Genomic DNA, 21,599 nt, shown 5'->3' on the forward strand with positions numbered 1-21,599 from the left:
CAACGCCCCTCGATCCGGCCGGATCATGCCGCCTTCGCGGCCTGCTGCTTCGGTGCCTTGATGCGCGTCACGCTGTGGCGACCGTCGATCGATACCGGCACTTCGCCGTCGATCGTGGCGCGGCGCACCACGCGGTGCTGATCACCGTAGTCATTGACCGCATAGTGCTGGGTCGCCCGGTTATCCCAGATCGCAACGTCGCCGGCCTTCCAGCTCCAGCGCACGGTGTTCTCCGGCGCCGTGATGTGCGACTGGAACAGGTCGAACAGCTTCTGGCCGTCATATTTCGGCAGACCGACGAAGCGCTGCACGAAATTGCCGAGCACCAGCGTCCGCTCGCCGGTCTCGGGATGAACGCGCACCACGGGATGCTCGGTCTCGTAGATCGTGCCGGTGAACACTTCATCGAAATGCTTGCGGTCGGCCTCGCTTGCGCGCGCCTTGACGGCATAGTCATAGGCGTTGCTGTGAACGGCCCAAAGCTCGTCGGCAAGCCGCTGCAGCGGCGCCGGCAGGTCGAGATAGGCCGCGGCTGTATTCGACCAGATGGTGTCGCCGCCATAGGGCGGAATCACCACCCCGCGCAGCACCGAGATCTTCGGATAGGCATCGACGAACGTCACGTCGGTGTGCCATTGGTCGGCCCGGCCGCCGCCGCGTCCCGAATCCAGCTCCAGGATCGAGGATGTCCCCTTGATCGCTCCGACCGTCGGATGCGGCACCAGCTTGCCGAGCCGCACGGCAAAACGTTCCTGCTCGGAATCGTCGAGATGCTCCTGGTCGCGGAAGAAGACCACCTTGTGCTCGAGCAGCACCTGGTTGATGGCGCGGATAACCTCATCGGACAGATCACCGGACAGCTGGACGTTCCTGATCTCTGCTCCAAGCCTCGCCGCACGCTTGACGATATCGGCGCGCGGAATGACGTTATCGATGACAGTCGTGTTGCTCATGATCGTGCTCTCACCGCGATCTCCCAGACAAGGCTCCGCCATGCGCCGGTCGCGGGAACGACAGCGGAGACAAACGAACCGGCTTGATGGTGCAGGCGCTACTCGGCCGCGACGTGCTCCGGTGGGCGCCAGACCGCCGGCGCATAAAGCTCGGCACCAAAATCGTCGGCGATCGGTCCATTGATCCGCGCCTCATGAGCCGCCAGATCGGCCAGGAACAGATCGCGGCTGATCCGCGCCACTACAGAGGGAATGTCGCGCTTGAAGCTCGGGACATCGCCGACCGGCAGGCCGAAGCTGACGAAGGCCGCCGGGTTGAAGACATGGATATTCTTCAGGAACGGCGCACCACCGGGCTCCTTCTCCAGATATTCATGGCCCGATCCCAGATAGGGATACGCCGCGAGCGTCTCATCCCTGTCCTGGTCACGCGGCGTGAAGCGGTCGCGCCACAACAGGATCTCATCCGCAAAGTCGCGAAGCTCGGTCTGCGCGCCGAGGTCCACGGCATATCCGGTACTGGCGATGGCAAAGTCGAACCGGAATGCGCCCTGCGGCGTCACCGCAACGGGACGCCCGCCCTCGAGCCGCACCGCGGTCCACGGCGCGCCCAGATGGAGATGGAAATTTGGAAACGCGACGGCGCGCGAGATTGCATCCGGCGGCGGGGTCGAGCCTGCCCCGCGGAAGCGGATCGCCTGCTGCCAGCGCACGGCATCCGGCAGAGCCCCGTAATTGTCGTAGGCCCCCGGATAGCCGCGGATCCGGATCACCGGAAGCGAGGCCAACGTCTCGCGCCGCGCATAGAGGTGGACGTCGCGCGCTCCGGCCTCCAGCGCCACGGCAGCGGCATCGAACGCCGACGCGGCGCTTCCAATCACCGCCACCGATCGGCCTCGGAGCGTCCGGAAGTCGATCCTCTCGGAGCTATGCGCATGAATTTGTTTCGGCAGATTGCGCAGCGCGTCCGGATTGATGGCGCCCCCGCTTCCGGCAAAGCCGGTCGCAAGCACCAGTTTTCGCGCAGTCTCGACCGTGACGCGGCCGCCTTGCTCCAGATGCAGCCGCAGATGCTCGCCCGCCGGCTCGATCCGAACCAGCCGCGTCGCGTAACGGACCGCTACACCGGTGACCTTGCGATACCAATCGAGATAAGCTGCCCAGTCGAGCCGCAGAATGCGATCAAGCGCGTCATAGGCAGCTGCGCCGTAACGCGCCTCGTACCACGCCTGGAACCCGAGACCGGCCAGACCAAGCTCCGGGCCCGGCAGGGACTTCGGCGTCCGAAGCTTGTGCATGCGGGCACTGGTCAACCACACGCCCGACTCGGTGCCGCCGGCCGCAGCATCGATCACCGAGACCTTCCCGATCCCTGCCCGCCGAAGCGCGAACGCAAACGCCGAGCCGGATTGTCCACCGCCGACGACTACCACATTGTGATCGATCCCATCCAGATCGGGCACCCAGTTTTGCGGATCGGGTCCGATCAGGCGCAACGCCTCACGGGCAACACTATCGGGGTCGGATTGCGGCATGATGATCGGCCTCGCTTTGACGTTGCAAATCGTAAAAGCGATCGATCGCCAGTCAATGAAACGAAACCAGCTTTGTTTTCCGGGGCAAGCAATGATCGCTTCGTGGCCGACGCTGGCGTTGAAATATTTGCGACGATTGTCGCTTTCCTCGCCGTTTCAGCGGGCGAGACCAGAACGACTGAAGCGCTTGACACGCAAGAACGGCACGAGTGGCCTTCTGATTTCTTCGCGACGGATGCACTCGTCTATCATCGCCGATCAACTCACAAGCTTCATGCTGGCTTCCGACGCAACAATGCAAGTTCATTTCATCGACAGGCTTGCGATCACCGACGTAGAGTCAAGGCGTCGCTCGCACGCCGACGTACACATAGCGCCGCAATCATCGACGACAGGACACGCCGCAAATGAGTGGTGTCATTAGCCTCGAACACGATACGCCTGAGCTGGCTCGCTCCTATGATGAAGCGGGGCTGGTTCAGTTCCGTCACGGCAAGTTCCTGATCGGGCCATTAGCGATCAGGACCGGCGAGCATGTCCTCGATATCGGGACGGGCACCGGCCGGCTCGCCGAATTCGTCGCCGGCCTGGTCGGACCGAACGGCCGGGTGATCGGCATCGACCCGCTCCCCGGCCGCATCGAGATCGCGCGACTTCGGCAGTCGGATCATCTTCAATTCAGCACCGGTCGGGCCGAAGACCTCTCACGCTTCGACGACGGCCAATTCGATGCGGTCTATCTCAACAGCGTCTTCCATTGGATTGCCGACAAGCGCGACGCCCTGCAGGAAATCCATCGTGTGCTCAAGCCCGGCGGCCGCCTCGGGCTCAACGTGCAGGACCCGACCCGTCCGCATCAGTCCCGCGCGCTGCTGCGCCGGGCCATCACGGAGACCGGACTCACCGATCATCGCCAGGATTCCAATCCAGTGCTCGGCCTGACCGATGAAGAGCTCAGGTCACTGTTCGCGGCCGGCGGCTTCGTCGCATACCGCAGCGAGCTGCGCACGCTGACCGACGTGCACGAGGACGTCAATTCGCTGCTCCGATGGTCGGAAGCCAGCGCCTTCGGCAACTTCCTCGAGGCGTTCTCACCGCCCGAACGCGAACAGATCCGCGGCGCGTTTGCCCGCCTCGTCGAAACGAAACGAACACCGGAAGGGCTGCCTCTGGAGCGTTACCTGCGTTTCGCGTTTGCACACAAGCCGTCAACCGGCAACTGACCACCCCAACATTCCGCGAGCCGCAGGCATGAGCGATCGACAGCTGTCTCTCAATCTCTTCATCTATCCGGGCGGCCATCACGAGGCGGCCTGGCGCTACAAGGGCTCCGCTGCGGGGCGGATCCTCGACGTCACCTACTATCAGGAACTGGCGCAGAAGGCCGAGGCGCACAAGTTCGACGCGATCTTCTTTGCCGATGGGCCGGCTCTCGCCGACAACATCCGCTATGCGCAGCGCTTCCGCTTCGAGCCGATCACCTGGCTTGCCGCTATCGCGGTCGCCACCAGTCGCATCGGCCTGATCGCAACCGCGTCGACGACCTACACCGAGCCTTACAATCTTGCGCGTCTATTCGCCTCGCTCGATCATCTCAGCGGTGGCCGGGCCGGCTGGAACATCGTGACGACGAGCACGGCGCAAGCGGCACAGAACTTCGGCCTGCTCGAGCATCCTCCACATCACGAACGCTACGAGCGGGCGCGCGAATATCTCGATGTCATCACCAGGCTGTGGGACAGTTGGGAAGACGACGCACTGATCAACGATCCCGTCTCGGGCGTCTTCGCCGACACCGACAAGATCCACGCCGTCAATCACGTCGGAAAGCACTTTCGCGTCCGCGGCCCGCTCAATATCTCGCGGACGCCGCAGGGACGGCCGGTCTATGTGCAGGCTGGCTCGTCCGACGACGGCCGCGCCTTTGCCGCACGCTTTGCCGAAGCCATTTTCACGGCACACCAGACCCTGGCGAGCGCCCAGGAGTTCTACGCCGATATCAAGCGGCAAGCCCGCGCCTTCGACCGCAGCCCCGATCAGATCAAGGTCCTGCCGGGCATCAGTCCCTTCATCGCCAGTACGCAAGCCGAAGCGGATCGGCTGCAAGAGGAGTTCAACGAACTGATCCAGCCGGAATATTCGCTGACCCAGCTACGCCAGATGATCGGGCTCGATCTCTCCGGCTTCGACCTCGACGGCCCGTTCCCGCGCCATCTGATCGACACCAACGCTGCGTGCGGCGTGGCCAGCCGCTTCAAGCTGGTGGTCGACATCGTCGATCGCGAAAAACCGACGATCCGCCAGCTCGTCCAGCGCCTGGCCGGCGCGCGCGGCCACTGGGTGATTGCAGGGCCGCCGGAGAAGATCGCCGACAGCATCCAGACCTGGTTCGAGAACGGCGCCGCCGACGGCTTCAACGTCATGCCGCCCTGGCTGCCCGGTGGATTTGACGTCTTTGCCGAGCAGGTCGTCCCGATCCTCCGCAAACGCGGCCTGTTCCGCGACGACTACGCGGGCACGACACTGCGCGACCATTATGGTCTGCACCGGCCGCCGAGCCTCTTCTCCAGCTCCATTCAAGCGATCGCGTGATCGCCTGACGTTCACCAAGTGAAGCAAATCGGAATGAAGCGGCGCACGCGATGCGTTTAGCGGTCGACCGCGACCGCGATCCTGCGAAGGTGCTGGAAGAGAAGGTCCTTTCCGTGGTGGGTGCACCAGGGCTCGAACCTGGGACCCGCTGATTAAGAGTCAGCGATAGATCGAGAACAATCAATGACTTAGCGATCACACAACTGTGCCTATCCGACCGAGAATGGGTATTCGTCGCACGATCATGGGGCATCTTTTCTTCAGGCCGATAGCCTCCTTTGACGCGTGCCTAGAAATAACTGGGGCACAATGAAGACACACGCGTCATCTCTAGGCGCTGAAAGGAGATACCCTCACAACATCTACTGCGCCCCAGATCGTAACGAACTAACCTTGCGCAGCTCGACGGCTTATGGCTCCTATCTTCGCCATTCAGAAAGCTAGCCGCCGCCGGCCCGGCTCTTGAGCCATACGACGCCCGTCAGAGCTGTCAGCGCACCACTCCACCAGATTGACCGCGGCCGTGCCGCGCTGATCGAACTGAGGTACAGGAATGCTCCGAGCACGACACCATAGTGCTTGCGAAACTCACCACTTCTGCTTGCGATTTCAACGAGGTCCGAGGACCTGACCTGCGGATTTGCCATCACGACCACCCAACCGTCGGAAGGCACCATGTACACTTTGGCCGTGGCCGAGGAATTTCGATCGTTTGAGACCCGGTGACTACGCACCGTTAGAACTCTGCGGATCGCCACATTTGACGGCGTCAGCGAGTCTCTGATTGGCGACCAGCTGCCCGCCGACTGAAAAGCGTTAGCGAAATCCTCCGGTGAGGTTCTCGCCGCCCCGAAATGCCGTCCGGGCCTAAGATGCAATGCCGTCAAGATCGACCATGTCTCCGATCGGCGTCCAGTTGGTGCCGTCAAATTGGGTGATTTGGAGATTATGTATGGCGCGATAGTCTGTCGCCGAATTGCTGACCTTGATGCCGTCCAGGAAGAGCGGCGGCTGCTCATTGCTGAGCGAGGTCGCATGCTTCAGCAGATTTTCTCGCGTCAGTTCGTTACCGCATCGCCTAAGGACCTGCTCGATCATGTAAGCGTTGTTGTAGCCCGGAGTCGCCGTGTTGTCGTCGATGCTCACCGACGGCATATACCTCTTCATAAAATCAACATAGGCTTTGACACCAGGCTTGTCTCGCTGGTGTGGATCCGTCGCTATGACTTCCCACCAGGCCGAGACCAGCCCCTTGGCATTATCGAGGCCGGCCGGCGCCAACGTACCTCCGATCGAGCTGCAATTCGAATTGACAATGTGCAGGGGCTTCCAGCCGAGTGCAGCAACCTTTCGGATACCCTGCGCCGCGAACTTGGAATAAGTGAGCTGCACAAAGACGTTGGCGCCCGCCCCCTTGCAATCGGCGACCTGGTTGTCGATCGTCGGTTCAGTGATCTCGTGACTGACTTCCTTGACGATGGCGCTGACGTTGCCGCCGAGCCCTTTCTTGAGACCGCGAAGGAAATCCTTACCGAGATCGTCGTTCACATATTGGACGGCGATCTTGGCATCCGGCTTCTGGTTCAGGATGAATGTGCCCAGCGCCGCTCCCTGCGCGACGTAGATCGGGTAGAACGGTACGATCCAGGGAAATTCCTTAGGGTCATTGAAGCGCTCGGCGCCCGACGTCAGGAACAGGTTCGGCACCTTTTTGGCATTGAGATACTTCTGCACGGCGGCATTGGTTGCCGTACCGAGAAATCCCGCGATCGCAAAAACTTCCTCCGACTCGATCAGCTTGCGGGTTTGCTCGACCGCTTTCGGCGGCGAGAATGCATTATCGAGCGAGATCAGGTTGATCTTCCGACCGTTGATGCCACCATTGTCGTTGATCATCTGGAAATAGGCGGTTTGCGCCTGTCCATAGACGCCGTAGCCGGAAGCCGGTCCGCTGTAAGGTGCAGTGGTCCCAAGCTTGATCTCCGTGTCGGTGACACCGGGTCCATAATTTCCTGCGGCGCGCGCCCGCGAGCCGCTCCCCAATACGAGCGCGCTGGCTCCCAGGCCCGCGACCGCAGATCTTCTCGAAATCAATCCCATGTTCAGCTCCTCCCCTTTCGATTGCTGGTAATCTTGAAGCTCTTGAACGGCTCCAATGATCTGTCGCGCGGGCTCGGCTACGTGAACGTCACGCTGACGGGGCCGAAACCGGAGATCCTCGCCTCGTAGACTTCGCCTACCGAGACCGGGCACACCGGGCCAAGGGCGCCCGTCAGTACGACGTCCCCGCTCCGCAACGGTTGGCCAGCGCGCGCCATGGCCCGCGCCAGCCAGAGTGCGGCACGGAGCGGGTGACCGAGACAAGCCGAGCCGCAGCCGATGGATGCGATCGCGCCGTTGCGGGTCATCGTCATGCCGCAGGCCCCGAGATCCACGTCGGTCAATCGTCGCGGCGATGCGCCGAGCACGTACCGCGCGCTCGAGCCGTTGTCTGCCACGGTATCGAGAATGCTGATCTTCCAATCCCGTATCCGACTATCGACCACTTCGAGCGCAGCCACGGCATAAGCGGTCGATCGCATCAGCTCGCCGAGCGTGAGGTCTTCGCCAGCGAGATCGCGCTCGAGGACGAGCGCAATCTCGGCCTCAACGCGGGGCTGGATCAGCCGTGTCGTCGCGATCGCCTCTCCCGTCGGAACCTCCATATCCGCGAACAGGGCGCCATAGTCTGGCTGATCGACGCCAAGCTGCTGCTGCACGGCTTTCGACGTGAGGCCGATCTTGCGGCCAACCAATCGTCTCCCGCCTGCGATGCCCCGCCGGGTCACCTCGGACTGGACCGCGTAGGCAGCCTCGACGTTGCCCTCGCCGATCTCGCCTGCAATCGGATCGATCGGTTGCCGGGCCGATTCCGCCTGCTGCAAGCGTGTTGCGAGCCTGTCAACGACCGCGTTCATGGCCGATCCAGGAAGTCGGCGACCAGCGCGTTGAACTCGTCGGCCTTTTCCCACTGCGCCCAGTGACCGCATTTGGGATAGACGTGAAGCTGCGCGTTCGGCATGGTCTTGAGTAGAATGAAGGCAGAATCGAGTGGCACGACGCGATCGTCACGTCCCCAGACGATCAGTGTCCGGTGCTTCAGTCCGGCGAGATTCTCGCGCCAAATGTCGAGCGGCGGTCGCTTGAAGATGTCGATGACGTCATTGCGCATTGCGGCCTTCAATCGTTCCTCGAGCAATGCGTCCGTGATCGATTTCGAATCGAATACCAGGAGCTCGATGACGCCCCTCAACTTCTGCATCGAGGGTCCCTCGCCGCCGTGGAACATCGCCATGCGACGCAGGCCTTCCGTCGGCATCGGCGTAAAGATCGCCTGGCTGCCGCCCGTTCCCATCAGAACCAGACGATTGACCCGTTCAGGGGCGCGCAGCGCGACTGCAAGCGACGTCGCGCCGCCCAGCGAGTTGCCGACGAAGCTTGCCGTCTGAACGCCAATCGCATCCATGAAGGCGCGAACGAACTCGCCCATCGCCTCGAAGATCGGTCCGTCCTGCAACTTGCCTTCGGTTTCGCCGAAGCCGGGCAAGTCGACGACGATAACACGGCGCCCGGCCGCGAGCGGCTCCACATTCTTGCGGTAGTTGCTGAGGCCGGATGCGCCGGGCCCACCGCCGTGGATCAAGATCGTCGGCTCTCCGTGTCCTACATCGTGGTAACGCGTGCGGGTCCCCGCGACGTCGACAAACTTATCACTCAGGTCCACTCTCGATCTCCTACTGGTAAAGTTGCTCAGACCGGCGCGACGCCGGATTGAAGGTAGCCGTCTCGCAATTTCCGCTTGAATATCTTGCCGCTCACCTCGCGCGGCAGCGCGTCGTGGAAAACGAAGCGCTTTGGCACCTTGAAGCGCGCGAGACGCTGCTCGAGGAATACCTTAATGTCGGCCACCGCGGGCGTAGCGTCCTGCTCGGCTTCGATCGCTGCGATCAGGCTTTCGCCGAACTCCTCATCGGGGACGCCGAACACCGCGCAGTCCCGCACACCGGGACAATTGACCAGAACGCTCTCGATCTCGGCCGGGTAGATGTTGACCCCGCCCGAGATGACCATGTCCCGCCTGCGATCGCAGATGTAGAGGAAACCGTCGCCGTCGAGATAGCCGACATCTCCGCAGGTCACGAGCCCGGCGCGATCGACCTGCGCGCGCTGATCCGGACGGCCGTGATAGGTGAAATCCGAATAGGCTTCGGTGCGCAGGTAGATCTCGCCGATACCACCGGGAGCAACTTCGCTGCCGGCCTCGTCATAGATCCGCAGTTCAGTCCCCACCATCGGCCGGCCGACCGTACCGGGATGAGCAAGCCATTCCTCCGCGTTGCAGCCCACGGCGGCACCGGTCTCGGTCGCGCCATAGGTCTCGTGAATCACCGGCCCCCACCACTCGATCATCCCCCGCTTCACGTCCGGCGGGCAGGCCGCGCCGGTGTGCGTCACCCATCGGATCGACGACAGGTCGTAGCTCCGTCGCGTCGCGTTGCTGAGCCGCAGCAGCCGGACAAACATCGTCGGCACCATCGTCAGATGCGTGATCCGGTGCTGGGCGATGACACGCAGCAGATCCTCGGGATCGAAGCTCTGCTGGAGCACCGTCAGGTCGGCATGCTGGAAGGCCTGTCGCGCGAAGGCGCCAGGCGATGCGTGATAGAGCGGCCCGCAAACAAATGCCCGCATGCCATCCTCGATGCCGTAGATCTCGCGCAACAGCGCCGCGTTCTTCCCGATCTGCTCGGGCGTCATCGGCGCACGCCGAACACCCTTGGGACGTCCTGTCGTGCCTGAGGTGTAGATCATCGTTCCCCTGGGCGCGCGCGCAGGCTGCTTCCATCGTGCGCCCCTGTCACGGAACTCGGGCCACGCCTGTGCGTGAGGCGGTGAGGCCGACAGCGACGGAGTGCCCGCGGCTGGATCGTCGATGACGAATGTCGGCAGTTCGGCAGGAACGACGCGTTCGACCGCCGCGACCAGATCACGATGCCCGATCAGGACCCTCGGGGTGCAGTCGGCGAGAATGTAGGCGATCTCGTCGGCTTTGCCGTGCCAATTCAGTGGAACCACGTAAGCCCCGAGCAACGCGGCGGCATGCAGGATTTCGAAGTAGCAGGGGTCGTTTCGGATCAGCAACGCGATCGCGTCGCCTTCGCGGACGCCGACCTCCTCAAGAACAGTGGCGGCACGACTGCCCTGGTCGAGCAAAGTCTGGCGCGCAACATGGTGCTCCCCAATCACGATTGTGCTGTCATGCATCGCGCTCACTCCAGACAAACCGTCACCTCGGCGCGTGCCGGGGGCAGCAAAATGCTGTCGAGCAAGCCAAACTCCTCGTCCGTCAACGCGAGCGGAGTTGAAAACGTCAGCGCGTCCATGTGACCGCTGAGGACGGCCGGGTACCACCATTGAGCTCTGGTAACCGTATGACCTCGACCGCGGAATTCGATCGCGAGCGGCCCGGGTAAGCTCGCACCGTGACCGCTCTGATAGCCGTCTCCGATCGCGTAGACCTCGCATTCGAAGACGCCGGGAGCCCGACGCTGGACCGCAATCTCGATGTCGAGCAAACCGAATGCAGGATTGGTTGCATCGCCATTCTGGTAGAAATAGACGAACGGTATCCGTCCGTATTTGCTTGTGCCCCTCGCCGCGTCCGAAGGCACCTGCGCATCGCTGCGGCCAGGCGTTCGCGGCGGGATGGGACCGAGCAGGCACATCTGAGGCAGTGAGCGGCAATCAGCCATGGGATGGCCTCGCCTGTCCGCCCGTCGCTTGCGCCACTGCAAGTCCGAGCGGCTCCACGTCGTATCGCCGGCCGAGGAAGCCAAAGGAATTTTCCGCGAGCACCGCATCACTGCTCAGCGCGCGCTTTGCCAACGCGCCCGGCTGTTTCTGTCGTATTGCAAAGGGGTAGTCCGATCCGACAACGATGCGGCCCTCGCCCACCGCATTGCCAAGGAACGACAATGAAACCGAATCGTAGAGGATGCTGTCGTACCAGAATTGCCGGGCAAGCTTCGAAGGCGCCCGCGTCATCTTGCCTTTCGCGCCGAGCGACCAGCCAAAATCCATCCGCGGCAGAATCCACGGCAGCGCTCCCCCGCCATGGCTGAGCAGGATCCGTAGCCGCGGAAATATCTCGGGGACGCCAGCCGCGAGCAGCGATACGGCAGCAAGCGCCGTTTCGAGCGGAAACACCGCCGTCGCAGCGAACTCTGGGCTGCCGCCCACGCGATCCATGCCGGCCGGATGCAGCGGATGCACAAAGATGCCGAGGCCGAGCGATTGAGCCGCTTCGTACACCGGAAACAGGCGCTCGCTGCCAAGCGCCACACCGTCGATGTGCGTACCGATCTCGATCCCAGCCAGGCCGAGCGCTCTGACCTTCTCGAGCTGCCGGACGGCGCGCGCCACATCCTGCATGCACACCATCCCGATGCCGGCGAAGTTGCGTGGCGCGTACGCGATCATGGCCGCGATCTGGTCGTTCATGACCTCCGCGAGGTATTCCGCATCGTCAGCGGGCAGCCAATGCGACAACAGTTCGGGCATCGGCGAGAGCACCTGCATGTCGGTGCCATCCTCGGCCATGTCTGCAAGGCGTCGCTCGACATCCCACGATCTCGTATCGATCTTTCGGAACACCTTGCCGGCGATCATCACCGCGGCCTGATCCCCCATCGAATGATCGACGCTTGGCCAGCGCACGTCCCGCCTCGGGTCCGCGGCCAGCCGCGGAGGCACAATATGCGTGTGAATATCAATCACCGTGCCCAAGGCGCTCTCCCTGTCGCTCTATTGCGAGCTTCTTTGCGTGAACGCTGCCTGCGCTCGCGCGCGCCGCAGAATTCACTTTACAAACAGGAATGATTGTTTTTATTGTCGCTGTCAAGACGCCTCGGAGCGTCGTGATGGCGCAGCACGGAAAAGCCGCGCCAAGGGAGCGAATGACGTTGAACCCTCAGCAAGCGCGCATCGTGATCATTGGCGCCGGACAGGCAGGCGCCCGGGCCGCCGAGGCATTGCGCGCGGCCGGCCATCGCGGGTCGATCACCCTCGTTGGCGAGGAAGAGCACCCTCCCTACGAACGCCCGCAATTGTCGAAAGCCATTTTGATCGACCGGGTCCCTAATCCGACACTGATCCGGCAGAGTCCGGAGTGGAATGAACTCGATGTCGCACTGCTCACGTCGTCGCGCGTGGTGGCAGCCGATGGGCAGAAACGCATCGTCGGCCTTGCGAACGGACAGGAATTGGCATTCGACTGCCTGCTGCTCACGACCGGGACCCGCGTGCGGCGCTTGATTGAACTCGACAATGCTCCATTCTCGGTCCGCTACCTGCGCGGCATGGGCGACGCGCTCGCGCTGCGCGAGGAGTTGCAGCCCGGGCGCAGGGTCGCGCTGGTTGGCGGCGGGGTCGTCGGCCTCGAAGTCGCGTCGGCCGCGATAGGGCGCGGCTGTCTCGTCACGATCGTCGAGAAAGCCGACCGGCTGCTGCCTCAAATCGGCTCCGCGTCGCTTGGCCGATATCTTCAGCATCTGCATGCGTCGCGAGACGCCGAGATCATTTGTGGCGGCTCAGTCAGGCAGGCGACATCTCGCGGATTGGAGCTCGGCGACGGTCGCTTCATTCCGGCCGATCTTGCTTTGGTCGGCGTCGGCGTCGAACCAGTCACCGAGCTTGCGCGTCAATTGGGCCTCGATGCCGAACGCGGCGTCCGCGTCACGTCGACCGGCGCAACCGCCGCGGATGGCATTTTTGCCGCTGGTGACGTCGCCGAGCAGTGGAGCCGAAGTCACGACCGCTGGATGCGCGTCGAGAACTGGGCCAACGCGCAGAACCAGGCGATCGCCACCGCAAAATCCATGGCTGGCGTCAGTACCGCCTATGATGCCCCGCCCTGGTTCTGGTCCGACCAGTACGACGCCAACATCCAGGTGGTCGGCAATCCGGCCGGCGGAGACGAGATCGTCAGGGGAGACGTTGCGGCTGGATGCTTCGTCAGCATCAGCGTCCGTGACGGCGAAGTCATCGGCGGCATCACCGTCAATTCCGCGCGAGACATGGCGGTGCTGCGCCGCCTCGTCGCCTCGCGCAAGCCCGTTCGAAAAAGCGACCTGGAAAATCCTGCATTCGAACTGAAGCGCTCACTCGCCGCCTAGGGAAGAGGACCCCAATGAACGCACAACACCAGCCCGCACTGCTCGTCGATCCGGCACAGCGCATTTTCAAGGTGGCGCGACGCAACTTCGTTGACCCCGATATCTTCAGGGCCGAAAAGGAAATGATCTTCGACCGCTCGTGGCTCTACCTCGGGCATTCGTCCGAACTGCCGAAGCCGGGTGACTTCATCACCCGCAAGGTTGCCGGCCGCGGCGTCTTGTTTACCCGGGACAGCAAGGGCCAATTGCGCGCCCTGCTCAATACTTGCCCACACCGTGGCGCCCAGGTGTGCCGCGAGCGCAAGGGCAACGCCAAGTCGTTCCAGTGCTTCTACCACGGCTGGGTGTTCGGCGCAGACGGCAAGCTGCGCAGTCAGCCCGGTGAAGCCTCCTACCCCGAGGGCTTCAAAGGCCGCGACACCTCGAACATGCAGCCGGTGCCGCGGTTCGAAACCTATCGCGACTTCAACTTCATCTCGTTCGACAGCAACATCGTTCCGCTCGTCGACTATCTCGCCGGCGCCAAAGAATTCCTCGACGTCATCTGCGATCAGACCGATGCGGGAATGTCGATCGTCGCCGGAAGCCAAGAATATTCGATCCGGGCGAACTGGAAGCTGCTCACCGAGAACAGTATCGACGGCTATCATGCCGCAACCACCCATGCGACGTACTTCGACATCCTGATGAGCTCGACCGATAATCTTGCTGGCGGCATGGGCGGTGGCGGTTACGGATACGATCTCGGCAACGGCCACGCCGTGCTCGAATACGGCGCCCCATGGGGACGCCCGGTTGCGCAATGGATTCCCGGATGGGGTGAAGCCGGAAAATCGGAGATCGACCAACTCTACGACAACCTCGTCAAGCGCCACGGCCAGGAACGCGCCGATCGGATCGCGCGCAAGAACCGTAATCTGTTCATTTTTCCGAACCTTGTCGTCAACGACATCATGGCGCTGACTGTGCGCACCTATTTCCCGGTGGCCCCCGACTACATGGTCATCAACGCCTGGGCGCTTGCGCCAAACGATGAATCGGCGTGGGCGCGGAAGTATCGTCTCAACAACTTCCTGGAATTCTTGGGCCCTGGCGGTTTCGCGACACCTGACGACGCCGAGGCGCTGGAACATTGCCAGCGCGGCTTCGAGAACTCCAAGGAAGCCCTCTGGAACGACATCTCGAAGGGAATGGGCAAGGACAAGGCGCATCACGACGACGAGTTGCAGATGCGGGCATTCTGGACTCAGTGGAACAAGCAGATGTTCCCTGCCCCGGCATCCGGCATCAAAGGCGTCGCGGCCTGAGGAGGACAACATGCAATCCCTGAGCCGAACCGAAGTGGAAGACTTCCTGTTCAACGAGGCCGAGTTGCTCGATCAATGGCGTCTGCCGGAGTGGCTCACGCTGTTCACGGACGATGCGAAATATGAAGTGCCCTGCACCGATCTGCCAGCCGACGCCTCGTCGGAGAGCAACCTGTTCTACATCGCGGACGATCGCGTCCGGCTCGGCGAGCGGGTCAAGCGGCTGATGAAACGCACGGCGCACGCGGAGTTTCCGCATTCGAAGACAAGCCGTATCGTTGGCAACGTCCGGATCCAGGCAAGACGCGAGGACGAGATTGACGTCAGTTGCGTTTTCCAGACCCTGCGGACCAAGGATGGCGTCACCGATCTCTACTTCGGAACCAGCAGATATCGGCTGGCGGTCGACGGCGAGGGCCTCCGCATCCGGGAAAAGCGCTGCCTCCTCGCCGGTGACGGACTGCGCCCGAGCGGTCGCATCAGCATCGTGCTCTGACGGGTAAAATTACATGGCTTTACGGTTCGAAGGACAATCAATCGTGGTGACCGGCGCTGCCAGCGGCATTGGCGCAGTCATCGCCCGCCATTTCGCCGACGCCGGAGCCAAGCTCGTGCTTTCGGATATCGACGAGGGACGCCTCGGCACCGTTGCGGATGACATCGCCGCGAGCGGCGCCGGGCGGCCAATCATGAAAGCCGGCGACCTGTCCCGGGAAGACGTCGCACGCGGCGTGATCAAGTCGGCGGTGGATAATTTCGGGGGTCTCGACATTCTGGTCAACAACGCCGGCGGTGGGATCATCAAGCCGTTTCTGGACCACACGCCCGACACGTTACGGACGACGATCGATCGCAATCTCTGGACCGCGCTGTGGTGCACCTGGCACGCCGTTCCGGTCATGAAAGCCCGGGGCTATGGACGCATCGTCAACATCGGCGCCGATTCGGTCCGCAACGGACTTTGGGATCACGCGGCCTATAATGCCGCCAAAGGCGGCGTGCATGCGATGGCGACCGGATTGGCGCGCGAGTTTGCCAAGGACGGCATCACCGTGAACGTCGTCGCCCCCTGTATCGTCGACACGCCCCAGGTGCGGGAGGCCACCCTCAGGGCGCCGAAGGCGTTGCAACGCTTCGTTGACGTTGTACCGATGGGGCGCGCAGCCAAGATGGACGAGGTGGCCTCGATGGTATGTTATCTCGCGTCGAAAGAGGCCTCGTTCGTCACCGGACAGGTCATCAGCGTCAACGGCGGAAGCACCATGCTATGACGACCACGATCAATGGTGTCCTCGTTGGCACGGTTCAGGACTTTCCGGAAGGTGAAATTCGTCCCGCGGCGATGCCCGACGGCACCAATCTTGCCATCTACAATGTGGAAGGAACGATCTACGCGACGGCGGACCTGTGCACCCATGGCGAGGCTTCGTTGTCCGAAGAGGGTATTCTGGCCGGAAACATCGTCGAATGTCCCTGGCATTTTGGTACATTCGACGTCACAAGCGGCGCGCCGACCGGCATGCCGTGTACGGTTCCGTTGAAGACCTTTCCGGTCAGGGTGATAGCAGGCAGCGTCTATGTCGAATTCTGACGACCCCAAGCCCAGGACCCGGCGTGCCGCCGGCACGTCGCGGGGGCCCGCAACCCGACAGAAACTGAGATCGCGCCGCGACAGCACGGCGGAGCCGACATACGCGCCGCGGCGAACCCAGGCAGAGCGCAGCGAGACCACGCGCAAGCAGCTCATGGACGCAGCCGTCAAGCTGATCCGCCAGAACGGCTTCGGCGGCCTGCGAACCGTGGAGGTCGCCGACCTCGCCGGCGTTTCGCGCGGCGCGCTGATGCACCATTTCCCAAGCAAGCACGAGCTTGTGGTCGCCGTGCTGACCTACGTCAACGAAATTACGTTCACCCAGAGTACACGCCGTGCGCAATCGGCGCGACACGATGGCGGCGATCCGATCGACAGTATCATCAAGGACGCCCAGGACTTCTTCTTCGGCGACTACTTCTTCATCGAGCTCGCCATCGGCATGAGCGACGAAAGCACGCGGCGGCTCAAACGAGAGACCCAGCAGTTTGCCCGGCAGACCCGCTTCTCGATCGAGGCAACCTGGCTCGACACGCTTATATCGTCGGGAATCCCGGAACAGCTCGCCAGGGACGTGCTCGCGCTCACGCTGAGCGTGGTTCGCGGCTTCTCGGTCAGAATGCTCATCGAGAATGATCCCGAGCACTTCTCGCGTCTGCTCGCGGTCTGGCGCAAGATCGTGCGGCAGCACATCGAGGATTCGATCCCCAAGCAGCTGAGAAGGCGGACATGACGGGACTAAATTCAGCTGACAGAGGTCCCCAAGGCCCTTTGATCGCCCTCTGCTACGTCAGACTCGCGGTCCGTGAGCCGCTTTCGGCGGCCGCCTTCGCAACCGACATTCTGGGCTTGCAGCCGGTGCCCGACAAACAGGCCCTGCTGTTTCGCTCGGACGATCGTTATCACTCGCTGTCGCTGGTGCCGGCGCCGACGGTGGCGTCGTCAATCGGGATCGAGATATCAGACGAAGCCGCTCTCGAACGCATTGAACATGCGCTGCAGATGGACGGTTTCGCCGTCCGCCGGAGCAGTCGGGACGAATGCAAGCAGCGGTTTGTGCGCGACACTCTCATCGCGCAAGACGCCAGTGGCAACGAGATCGACTTGGTGTTGCGCCCGGCGCAAAGCGGCCGACGCTATTTTCCAAGCCGCGACGCGGGCATCACTGGACTACAGGGCGTGGGGCTACGCAGCTCACAGTTGCGGGATGACCAGCGATTCTGGACGTCAATCCTAGGCGCCCGGATCAGTGACTGGGCTGGCGACATCACATATCTGAGGATCGACCAAAAGCACCACCGCATCGCGCTCTATCCATCCGACCGCCCAGGAATTCTCTATGTAAGCTACGGCGTCGAGAGCCTGGATGCGATCATGCAGAGCCGCTATTTCGTGCAGGATCGTCAGATCAGGATCCTGCACGGTCCCGGACGCGAGCCCGCGTCGGGACAGATCTTTCTGAGGTTTGAGGGACCCGAGGGACACGTCTTCTCGTACAGCCACGGCCTCAACGACGTCGAACCCGATCATCGCCCCCGGCAGTTTTCCACCCATCCTGACTCGCTCTGCGAGTGGGGCAGCCAATGCCAGGGCATCCCGGAACTGCAGCCAGCCGCCACTGATCAACGCTGAAGACGACGGAGCGCCAGATGATTGAATTGCGAGATCTCGCTTATGTGCGGCTGGGCGCCTCCGACCTCGAGGATGCGCAGAGTTTCGCGACCAGGAGCCTCGGCCTGCAAATTGGCGAGCAGGCGAAGACGGCGCTCTATTTGCGATCCGACGACCGCGCTCATACGCTCTGCTATTTCGAAGGCGATCCGCGGGACCAGACGGTCGCCTTCGAGGTCACCGATGAGGACAAGCTCAACGCCGCCGGCGCGACGCTCGACGCTCTCGGCCATGCCGTCCACGCCGGCACGCCGGACGAGTGTATGCTCCGCAAGGTCAAGGCCTTCATCGGCTTCAAGGATCCGACCGGCAATCAGATCGAACTGGTCGTGCGGCCCGAGCGCAGCGGCAAGCGATATTTTGCCACCCGCGATGCCGGAATTACCGGCTTCAGCCATGTAGGTCTGTTTACCACCGATCCGCTGCGGGACGAGCGGTTCTGGACCCAGGTCTGCAACGCACGGGTCAGCGACCGCATCGGCGACATCGCACTCATGCGGGTCAATGCTATCCACCACACCGTGGCCCTGGCACCAGGACGGGGGCCAGGCGTTCAGCACATCAACCATCAGGTCGAGAGCAACGACGATGTATTGCGCTCGTACTACCATTTGTCCGGTCAGCGCGTCCCGATCGTCTTCGGTCCCGGTCGTCACCCGACGTCCGGCGCGCGCTTTCTGTATTTCCAAGGTCCGGACGGCATGGTTTTTGAGTATTCCGTCGGCGTCGACGAAATCGAGGATGAGGAAACCCATAGGCCCCGACAGTTCGGCTTCGAACCATCAAGCCTTTGCATGTGGGGCGCGAAATCAGCGCGTCCACGTTAGCTCGTCCGGCAGCAACGACACCTCCGTATCAACGCCCCCGATCACCTCGGAAAGCCCATTCACGTTGGCCGTAGCGAGATTCTCCTGGACCTCCCGGCGCACACGTCGTGCACACGCCGCCTTCTGACCACTTGGAAAACTTGAACTCTCTGTCCAATCCATCATGGGCCAGTTTGGGATAGCTCCAGCTACCGATCTCCAATTCGATCCAATCAGAGATAGTGTCATCTCACCAATGACTGAACAGAAGACCGCCCGTTCATCCCTGCACGCGACCGATCACACCGCCGCAGGTTCAAATCGTGGAGGTGCGATCACCGATCGCCGACATTCGGTGCAGGTGGCGATCAAACCGAGGTTTTTCGTCTCTTTTCGCGCCCAGTGCACGCAAATAACAATGTCCTCTGGCAACCGACCCGGTTTCTAGCTGTAGAAGATACCTCCGTCGACGTTAAGGGCTTGGCCGGTCACAAACGCAGAATCATCTGAAGCAAAAAACGCCACGGGACCGACGACATCCTCCGGCTGCCCGAGCCGGTGCAGGTCCGTGACCTTCTCGAAATAAGCGACCCGCTCCGGATCGTGGAGATTGTTGAGCCCCATCTCCGTCACGATGATGCCCGGACATACGGCATTGACCGTAATGCCGTGGCCTCCGAACTCCATGGAAGAAACCCGCGTAAAGCCGACCACGGCCGACTTCGATGCAGCGTAGTGGGACTGCCCTGGACCGCCGGTTCGGGCGGCGAGCGAAGCGATGTTCACGATTCGCCCGTATCGACGTTCCTTCATGTGCGCTACGACAGCCTGGGTCATCTGGAAAACGCCACGCGTGTTTACGGCAAATGTCTGATCCCACGTCTCCGGCGTCAGCTCGTCGATAGTCGCCAACCTGAGTATCCCTGCATTGTTGACGAGGACGTCGATATGCCCGAGACCTCGCACGGCTTCAGCCACAGCCCGCCTGCAATTGCTGATATCGCTGACGTCGCCCAACACCGGGATGCAACGGCCACCAAGTCCCCTGATCTCTGCAACTGTCTCCAGGAGGACCTTCTCCTGCGCTGCTATGTCGTTCAACGCCAGATCGTAGCCGCGCCTGGCAAGGCCAATGGCAATCGCGCGACCAATTCCGCGGCTTGCTCCCGTCACGACCGCATGTCGGGCCATATTGTGTTCTCCCCTGTTGTTCGGATGACGTCGTTTGATATTGTGAAACTACAAGCGACCAGCGTTACGAACCGGTAGCGTATTCATCGCCCTTACCGTGTCTTCGAACGATGCGAGATTGGCGCCGGAGCCAAGACCCGTTGCGACGATCGCCGCCGTTGCAGTCGCAAGCTTCGCACAGTCCAGCAGATCCCAGTTGCGGACCAGACCGGCAATGAAGCCGCCCGTGTAGGAATCGCCGCATCCCGACGTATCGCGTACCGCGACCTCGAAAGCGGGCACTGTGAACTGACGACCGTCGCGTGTCATCACGAGCGATCCGTCGGCCCCAAGTGAGATCGCGCAGGCCCCTGCTCCCTTGTCGATGAAGAACCGCGCACAAGCCGCGGGATCGTCGGTTCCGACCATGGCCTTGGTCTCATCGATGCTCGGCATGAAGAAGTCGACAAAAGGCAGCAATGGCTCGACCAGCGCGAGCGTCTCGCTTCGCGCCTGGATGAGGTCGAGCGTCGTTGTACACCCGGCCTCTTTTGCATCCCGGAGCAAGGATACGGAGGGCGCTCCGTCCATCGAGAGCAGAGAGCCAACCCCGCCGAGATGCAAAATCCTGCTTTGACAGGCGATCTTTTGCGTTTCGGGTGCGATACGCCAGCGGGCGGAAGCCCCCCGTGCATGCATGACCGGACGCGAGCCATCGGGCCGGATCGGCAAGATCGTGGCCGACGTCGGACAGTCGGCCATTCGTTCCATCACGGAAGTATCGATGCCTTCGCGTTCCAACGCGCTCAGCATCCAGTCAGCTTTCTCGTCGGAGCCAACCGCACCCACCGCGAGCGCCTTCAGACCGAGACGCGCACAGGGGACGACCGTCCCGCCGGCGGTTCCGGCGACAGCGAGCCGAATTTCTTCGATCAGCAACCTGCCGCCACCAGGCGGAATTTCGGTAACTGGCACCCCCAATATATCCAGAATGTACGTACCGCAGACGCTGACGTCGTGAGTGTGAGCCATGAGTTCTCGCAGGAAAGTGGTTTGACCGGAATCTAGCTTGACCGCTGGGGACTCTTGGGCGCGCCGTCGCTATCGCGCAGGCCGTACTGCCCCCATCGCCTCAAGATGCTGTCGATCTCCTCGTCCGGCAGGAGCGGAGGAGAGCCAAGTTGAAGACAACCGTGGTACTGCTTGGCGAGCACTTCGACCTCCACCGCGAGCCACATGGCCTTGCGCAGGTCGGGACCTATGGCAATCAGCCCGTGATGCGCGAGCAGGCAGGCGCGCCGAAAGCGAAGCGCGTTCAGGGCCGCCTGCGAAAGCTCGGCCGTGCCGTATTGAGCGTAGGGCGCACACGGGATGTCGTTACCGCCGGCAGCGGCGATCATGTAGTGAATTGCGGGGATCGAGCGGTTCATGATCGCGATGATCGTGCAGAAGATCGGGTGCGCGTGAACGACAGCGCCGACCTCCGGCTTCGATTTCAGGATGTCGAGATGAAAGCGCCATTCCGTTGACGGAACGCTGCCTGCCGACGCGGACCATGACCCGTCCCACTTCATGGCCACGATGTCCTCGGGCTTCATGCGGTCGTATGGAAGGCCGGACGGCGTGAGCAGGATGCCCTCGTCGGTTCGAACGCTGATGTTTCCTGAGGTGCCCTGGTTGATACCTTGCGCCGCCATCTCACGACACGCATCGATGATGGACTGACGAAGTTCGAGTTCAGCATCACGGTTGGTCATCTGC

The 21,599-nt window shown here is 62.3% G+C and carries 22 protein-coding genes; 11 read left to right on the forward strand and 11 right to left on the reverse strand.

What is annotated here, in order from left to right:
- Positions 1-23: 23 nt before the first annotated feature.
- Positions 24-953, reverse strand: a complete 930-nt coding sequence (locus tag AAFG13_RS13375; RefSeq protein ID WP_212310353.1) for a TauD/TfdA family dioxygenase — start codon at positions 951-953, stop codon at positions 24-26.
- 98 nt (positions 954-1,051) lie between these two features.
- Positions 1,052-2,488, reverse strand: coding sequence for an FAD-dependent oxidoreductase (locus tag AAFG13_RS13380; RefSeq protein WP_342712290.1), 1,437 nt, complete (start codon positions 2,486-2,488; stop codon positions 1,052-1,054).
- On the opposite strand from AAFG13_RS13380, the gene AAFG13_RS13385 reads away from it, so the two are divergent.
- The 3 genes from AAFG13_RS13385 to AAFG13_RS13395 are packed head-to-tail and all read left to right on the forward strand — an operon-like array spanning position 2,487 to position 5,080.
- Positions 2,487-2,912: a hypothetical protein gene (locus AAFG13_RS13385; protein WP_342712291.1), complete on the forward strand. Its 426-nt coding sequence runs from the start codon at positions 2,487-2,489 to the stop codon at positions 2,910-2,912. The genes AAFG13_RS13380 and AAFG13_RS13385 overlap by 2 nt on opposite strands.
- Positions 2,896-3,711 (forward strand): methyltransferase domain-containing protein, encoded by an 816-nt coding sequence (locus AAFG13_RS13390; RefSeq protein WP_342712292.1) that lies wholly within the window; start codon positions 2,896-2,898, stop codon positions 3,709-3,711. The genes AAFG13_RS13385 and AAFG13_RS13390 overlap by 17 nt, the downstream gene beginning before the upstream one ends.
- Positions 3,712-3,739: 28 nt before the next feature.
- Positions 3,740-5,080: an LLM class flavin-dependent oxidoreductase gene (locus tag AAFG13_RS13395; RefSeq protein ID WP_342712293.1), complete on the forward strand. Its 1,341-nt coding sequence runs from the start codon at positions 3,740-3,742 to the stop codon at positions 5,078-5,080.
- A gap of 867 nt (positions 5,081-5,947) precedes the next feature.
- On the opposite strand, the gene AAFG13_RS13400 is transcribed toward AAFG13_RS13395, so the two are convergent.
- The 6 genes from AAFG13_RS13400 to AAFG13_RS13425 form a co-directional block, all read right to left on the reverse strand.
- Entirely contained in the window at positions 5,948-7,180 is a 1,233-nt protein-coding gene (locus AAFG13_RS13400) for an ABC transporter substrate-binding protein (protein WP_342712294.1), read from the reverse strand.
- 77 nt (positions 7,181-7,257) lie between these two features.
- On the reverse strand, positions 7,258-8,037 hold the full coding sequence (locus AAFG13_RS13405) for a fumarylacetoacetate hydrolase family protein (protein WP_212310359.1): 780 nt from the start codon (positions 8,035-8,037) through the stop codon (positions 7,258-7,260).
- A complete protein-coding gene (locus AAFG13_RS13410) occupies positions 8,034-8,843 on the reverse strand; it encodes an alpha/beta fold hydrolase (RefSeq protein ID WP_212310360.1) in 810 nt (269 codons plus the stop codon). The genes AAFG13_RS13405 and AAFG13_RS13410 overlap by 4 nt, the downstream gene beginning before the upstream one ends.
- 26 nt (positions 8,844-8,869) lie before the next feature.
- Positions 8,870-10,384: an AMP-binding protein gene (locus AAFG13_RS13415; protein WP_342712295.1), complete on the reverse strand. Its 1,515-nt coding sequence runs from the start codon at positions 10,382-10,384 to the stop codon at positions 8,870-8,872.
- Positions 10,385-10,389: 5 nt separating this feature from the next.
- Complete coding sequence (locus AAFG13_RS13420) at positions 10,390-10,872, reverse strand: hypothetical protein (protein ID WP_212310362.1); 483 nt, start codon at positions 10,870-10,872, stop codon at positions 10,390-10,392.
- Positions 10,865-11,896: an amidohydrolase family protein gene (locus AAFG13_RS13425; protein ID WP_312011474.1), complete on the reverse strand. Its 1,032-nt coding sequence runs from the start codon at positions 11,894-11,896 to the stop codon at positions 10,865-10,867. The genes AAFG13_RS13420 and AAFG13_RS13425 overlap by 8 nt, the downstream gene beginning before the upstream one ends.
- Before the next feature lie 143 nt (positions 11,897-12,039).
- On the opposite strand from AAFG13_RS13425, the gene AAFG13_RS13430 reads away from it, so the two are divergent.
- From AAFG13_RS13430 to AAFG13_RS13465, 8 genes are all read left to right on the forward strand, one after another.
- Positions 12,040-13,293 (forward strand): FAD-dependent oxidoreductase, encoded by a 1,254-nt coding sequence (locus AAFG13_RS13430; protein ID WP_342712296.1) that lies wholly within the window; start codon positions 12,040-12,042, stop codon positions 13,291-13,293.
- A gap of 14 nt (positions 13,294-13,307) precedes the next feature.
- Complete coding sequence (locus AAFG13_RS13435; protein WP_342712297.1) at positions 13,308-14,600, forward strand: aromatic ring-hydroxylating dioxygenase subunit alpha; 1,293 nt, start codon at positions 13,308-13,310, stop codon at positions 14,598-14,600.
- 10 nt (positions 14,601-14,610) lie between these two features.
- On the forward strand, positions 14,611-15,096 hold the full coding sequence (locus AAFG13_RS13440) for an aromatic-ring-hydroxylating dioxygenase subunit beta (protein WP_212310366.1): 486 nt from the start codon (positions 14,611-14,613) through the stop codon (positions 15,094-15,096).
- A 43-nt stretch (positions 15,097-15,139) separates the two neighbouring features.
- On the forward strand, positions 15,140-15,871 hold the full coding sequence (locus tag AAFG13_RS13445; protein WP_342712298.1) for an SDR family oxidoreductase: 732 nt from the start codon (positions 15,140-15,142) through the stop codon (positions 15,869-15,871).
- Entirely contained in the window at positions 15,868-16,191 is a 324-nt protein-coding gene (locus AAFG13_RS13450; protein ID WP_212310368.1) for a non-heme iron oxygenase ferredoxin subunit, read from the forward strand. Before AAFG13_RS13445 ends, AAFG13_RS13450 begins: the two co-directional genes overlap by 4 nt.
- 154 nt (positions 16,192-16,345) lie before the next feature.
- On the forward strand, positions 16,346-16,924 hold the full coding sequence (locus tag AAFG13_RS13455) for a TetR/AcrR family transcriptional regulator (RefSeq protein WP_212310369.1): 579 nt from the start codon (positions 16,346-16,348) through the stop codon (positions 16,922-16,924).
- Positions 16,925-16,962: 38 nt separating this feature from the next.
- Positions 16,963-17,823: a VOC family protein gene (locus AAFG13_RS13460; RefSeq protein WP_342712299.1), complete on the forward strand. Its 861-nt coding sequence runs from the start codon at positions 16,963-16,965 to the stop codon at positions 17,821-17,823.
- A 44-nt stretch (positions 17,824-17,867) separates the two neighbouring features.
- Positions 17,868-18,689 carry a VOC family protein gene (locus AAFG13_RS13465; protein ID WP_342712300.1) on the forward strand — a complete coding sequence of 274 codons (822 nt, stop codon included), beginning with the start codon at positions 17,868-17,870 and terminating at the stop codon, positions 18,687-18,689.
- 423 nt (positions 18,690-19,112) lie between these two features.
- On the opposite strand, the gene AAFG13_RS13470 is transcribed toward AAFG13_RS13465, so the two are convergent.
- From AAFG13_RS13470 to AAFG13_RS13480, 3 genes are read right to left on the reverse strand one after another with little or no spacing between them, the layout of a single operon-like run.
- Positions 19,113-19,859, reverse strand: coding sequence for a 3-oxoacyl-ACP reductase family protein (locus AAFG13_RS13470; RefSeq protein WP_342712301.1), 747 nt, complete (start codon positions 19,857-19,859; stop codon positions 19,113-19,115).
- Positions 19,860-19,907: 48 nt separating this feature from the next.
- Positions 19,908-20,870 carry a sugar kinase gene (locus tag AAFG13_RS13475; RefSeq protein WP_342712302.1) on the reverse strand — a complete coding sequence of 321 codons (963 nt, stop codon included), beginning with the start codon at positions 20,868-20,870 and terminating at the stop codon, positions 19,908-19,910.
- Between the two features lie 32 nt (positions 20,871-20,902).
- Entirely contained in the window at positions 20,903-21,595 is a 693-nt protein-coding gene (locus AAFG13_RS13480) for a class II aldolase/adducin family protein (RefSeq protein ID WP_342712303.1), read from the reverse strand.
- Between the last annotated feature and the right edge of the window lie 4 nt (positions 21,596-21,599).

This window comes from Bradyrhizobium sp. B124 (assembly GCF_038967635.1).
In the GTDB taxonomy this organism is placed as follows: domain Bacteria; phylum Pseudomonadota; class Alphaproteobacteria; order Rhizobiales; family Xanthobacteraceae; genus Bradyrhizobium.

What these genes read in the sequence shown, in the direction of transcription:
- AAFG13_RS13375 (WP_212310353.1), bottom strand. Translation starts at nt 953, where the DNA reads ATGAGCAACACGACTGTCATCGATAACGTCATTCCGCGCGCCGATATC.
- AAFG13_RS13385 (WP_342712291.1), top strand. Translation starts at nt 2,487, where the DNA reads ATGATGATCGGCCTCGCTTTGACGTTGCAAATCGTAAAAGCGATCGAT.
- AAFG13_RS13380 (WP_342712290.1), bottom strand. Translation starts at nt 2,488, where the DNA reads ATGCCGCAATCCGACCCCGATAGTGTTGCCCGTGAGGCGTTGCGCCTG.
- AAFG13_RS13390 (WP_342712292.1), top strand. Translation starts at nt 2,896, where the DNA reads ATGAGTGGTGTCATTAGCCTCGAACACGATACGCCTGAGCTGGCTCGC.
- AAFG13_RS13395 (WP_342712293.1), top strand. Translation starts at nt 3,740, where the DNA reads ATGAGCGATCGACAGCTGTCTCTCAATCTCTTCATCTATCCGGGCGGC.
- AAFG13_RS13400 (WP_342712294.1), bottom strand. Translation starts at nt 7,180, where the DNA reads ATGGGATTGATTTCGAGAAGATCTGCGGTCGCGGGCCTGGGAGCCAGC.
- AAFG13_RS13405 (WP_212310359.1), bottom strand. Translation starts at nt 8,037, where the DNA reads ATGAACGCGGTCGTTGACAGGCTCGCAACACGCTTGCAGCAGGCGGAA.
- AAFG13_RS13415 (WP_342712295.1), bottom strand. Translation starts at nt 10,384, where the DNA reads ATGCATGACAGCACAATCGTGATTGGGGAGCACCATGTTGCGCGCCAG.
- AAFG13_RS13420 (WP_212310362.1), bottom strand. Translation starts at nt 10,872, where the DNA reads ATGGCTGATTGCCGCTCACTGCCTCAGATGTGCCTGCTCGGTCCCATC.
- AAFG13_RS13430 (WP_342712296.1), top strand. Translation starts at nt 12,040, where the DNA reads ATGGCGCAGCACGGAAAAGCCGCGCCAAGGGAGCGAATGACGTTGAAC.
- AAFG13_RS13435 (WP_342712297.1), top strand. Translation starts at nt 13,308, where the DNA reads ATGAACGCACAACACCAGCCCGCACTGCTCGTCGATCCGGCACAGCGC.
- AAFG13_RS13440 (WP_212310366.1), top strand. Translation starts at nt 14,611, where the DNA reads ATGCAATCCCTGAGCCGAACCGAAGTGGAAGACTTCCTGTTCAACGAG.
- AAFG13_RS13450 (WP_212310368.1), top strand. Translation starts at nt 15,868, where the DNA reads ATGACGACCACGATCAATGGTGTCCTCGTTGGCACGGTTCAGGACTTT.
- AAFG13_RS13455 (WP_212310369.1), top strand. Translation starts at nt 16,346, where the DNA reads ATGGACGCAGCCGTCAAGCTGATCCGCCAGAACGGCTTCGGCGGCCTG.
- AAFG13_RS13470 (WP_342712301.1), bottom strand. Translation starts at nt 19,859, where the DNA reads ATGGCCCGACATGCGGTCGTGACGGGAGCAAGCCGCGGAATTGGTCGC.
- AAFG13_RS13475 (WP_342712302.1), bottom strand. Translation starts at nt 20,870, where the DNA reads ATGGCTCACACTCACGACGTCAGCGTCTGCGGTACGTACATTCTGGAT.
- AAFG13_RS13480 (WP_342712303.1), bottom strand. Translation starts at nt 21,595, where the DNA reads ATGACCAACCGTGATGCTGAACTCGAACTTCGTCAGTCCATCATCGAT.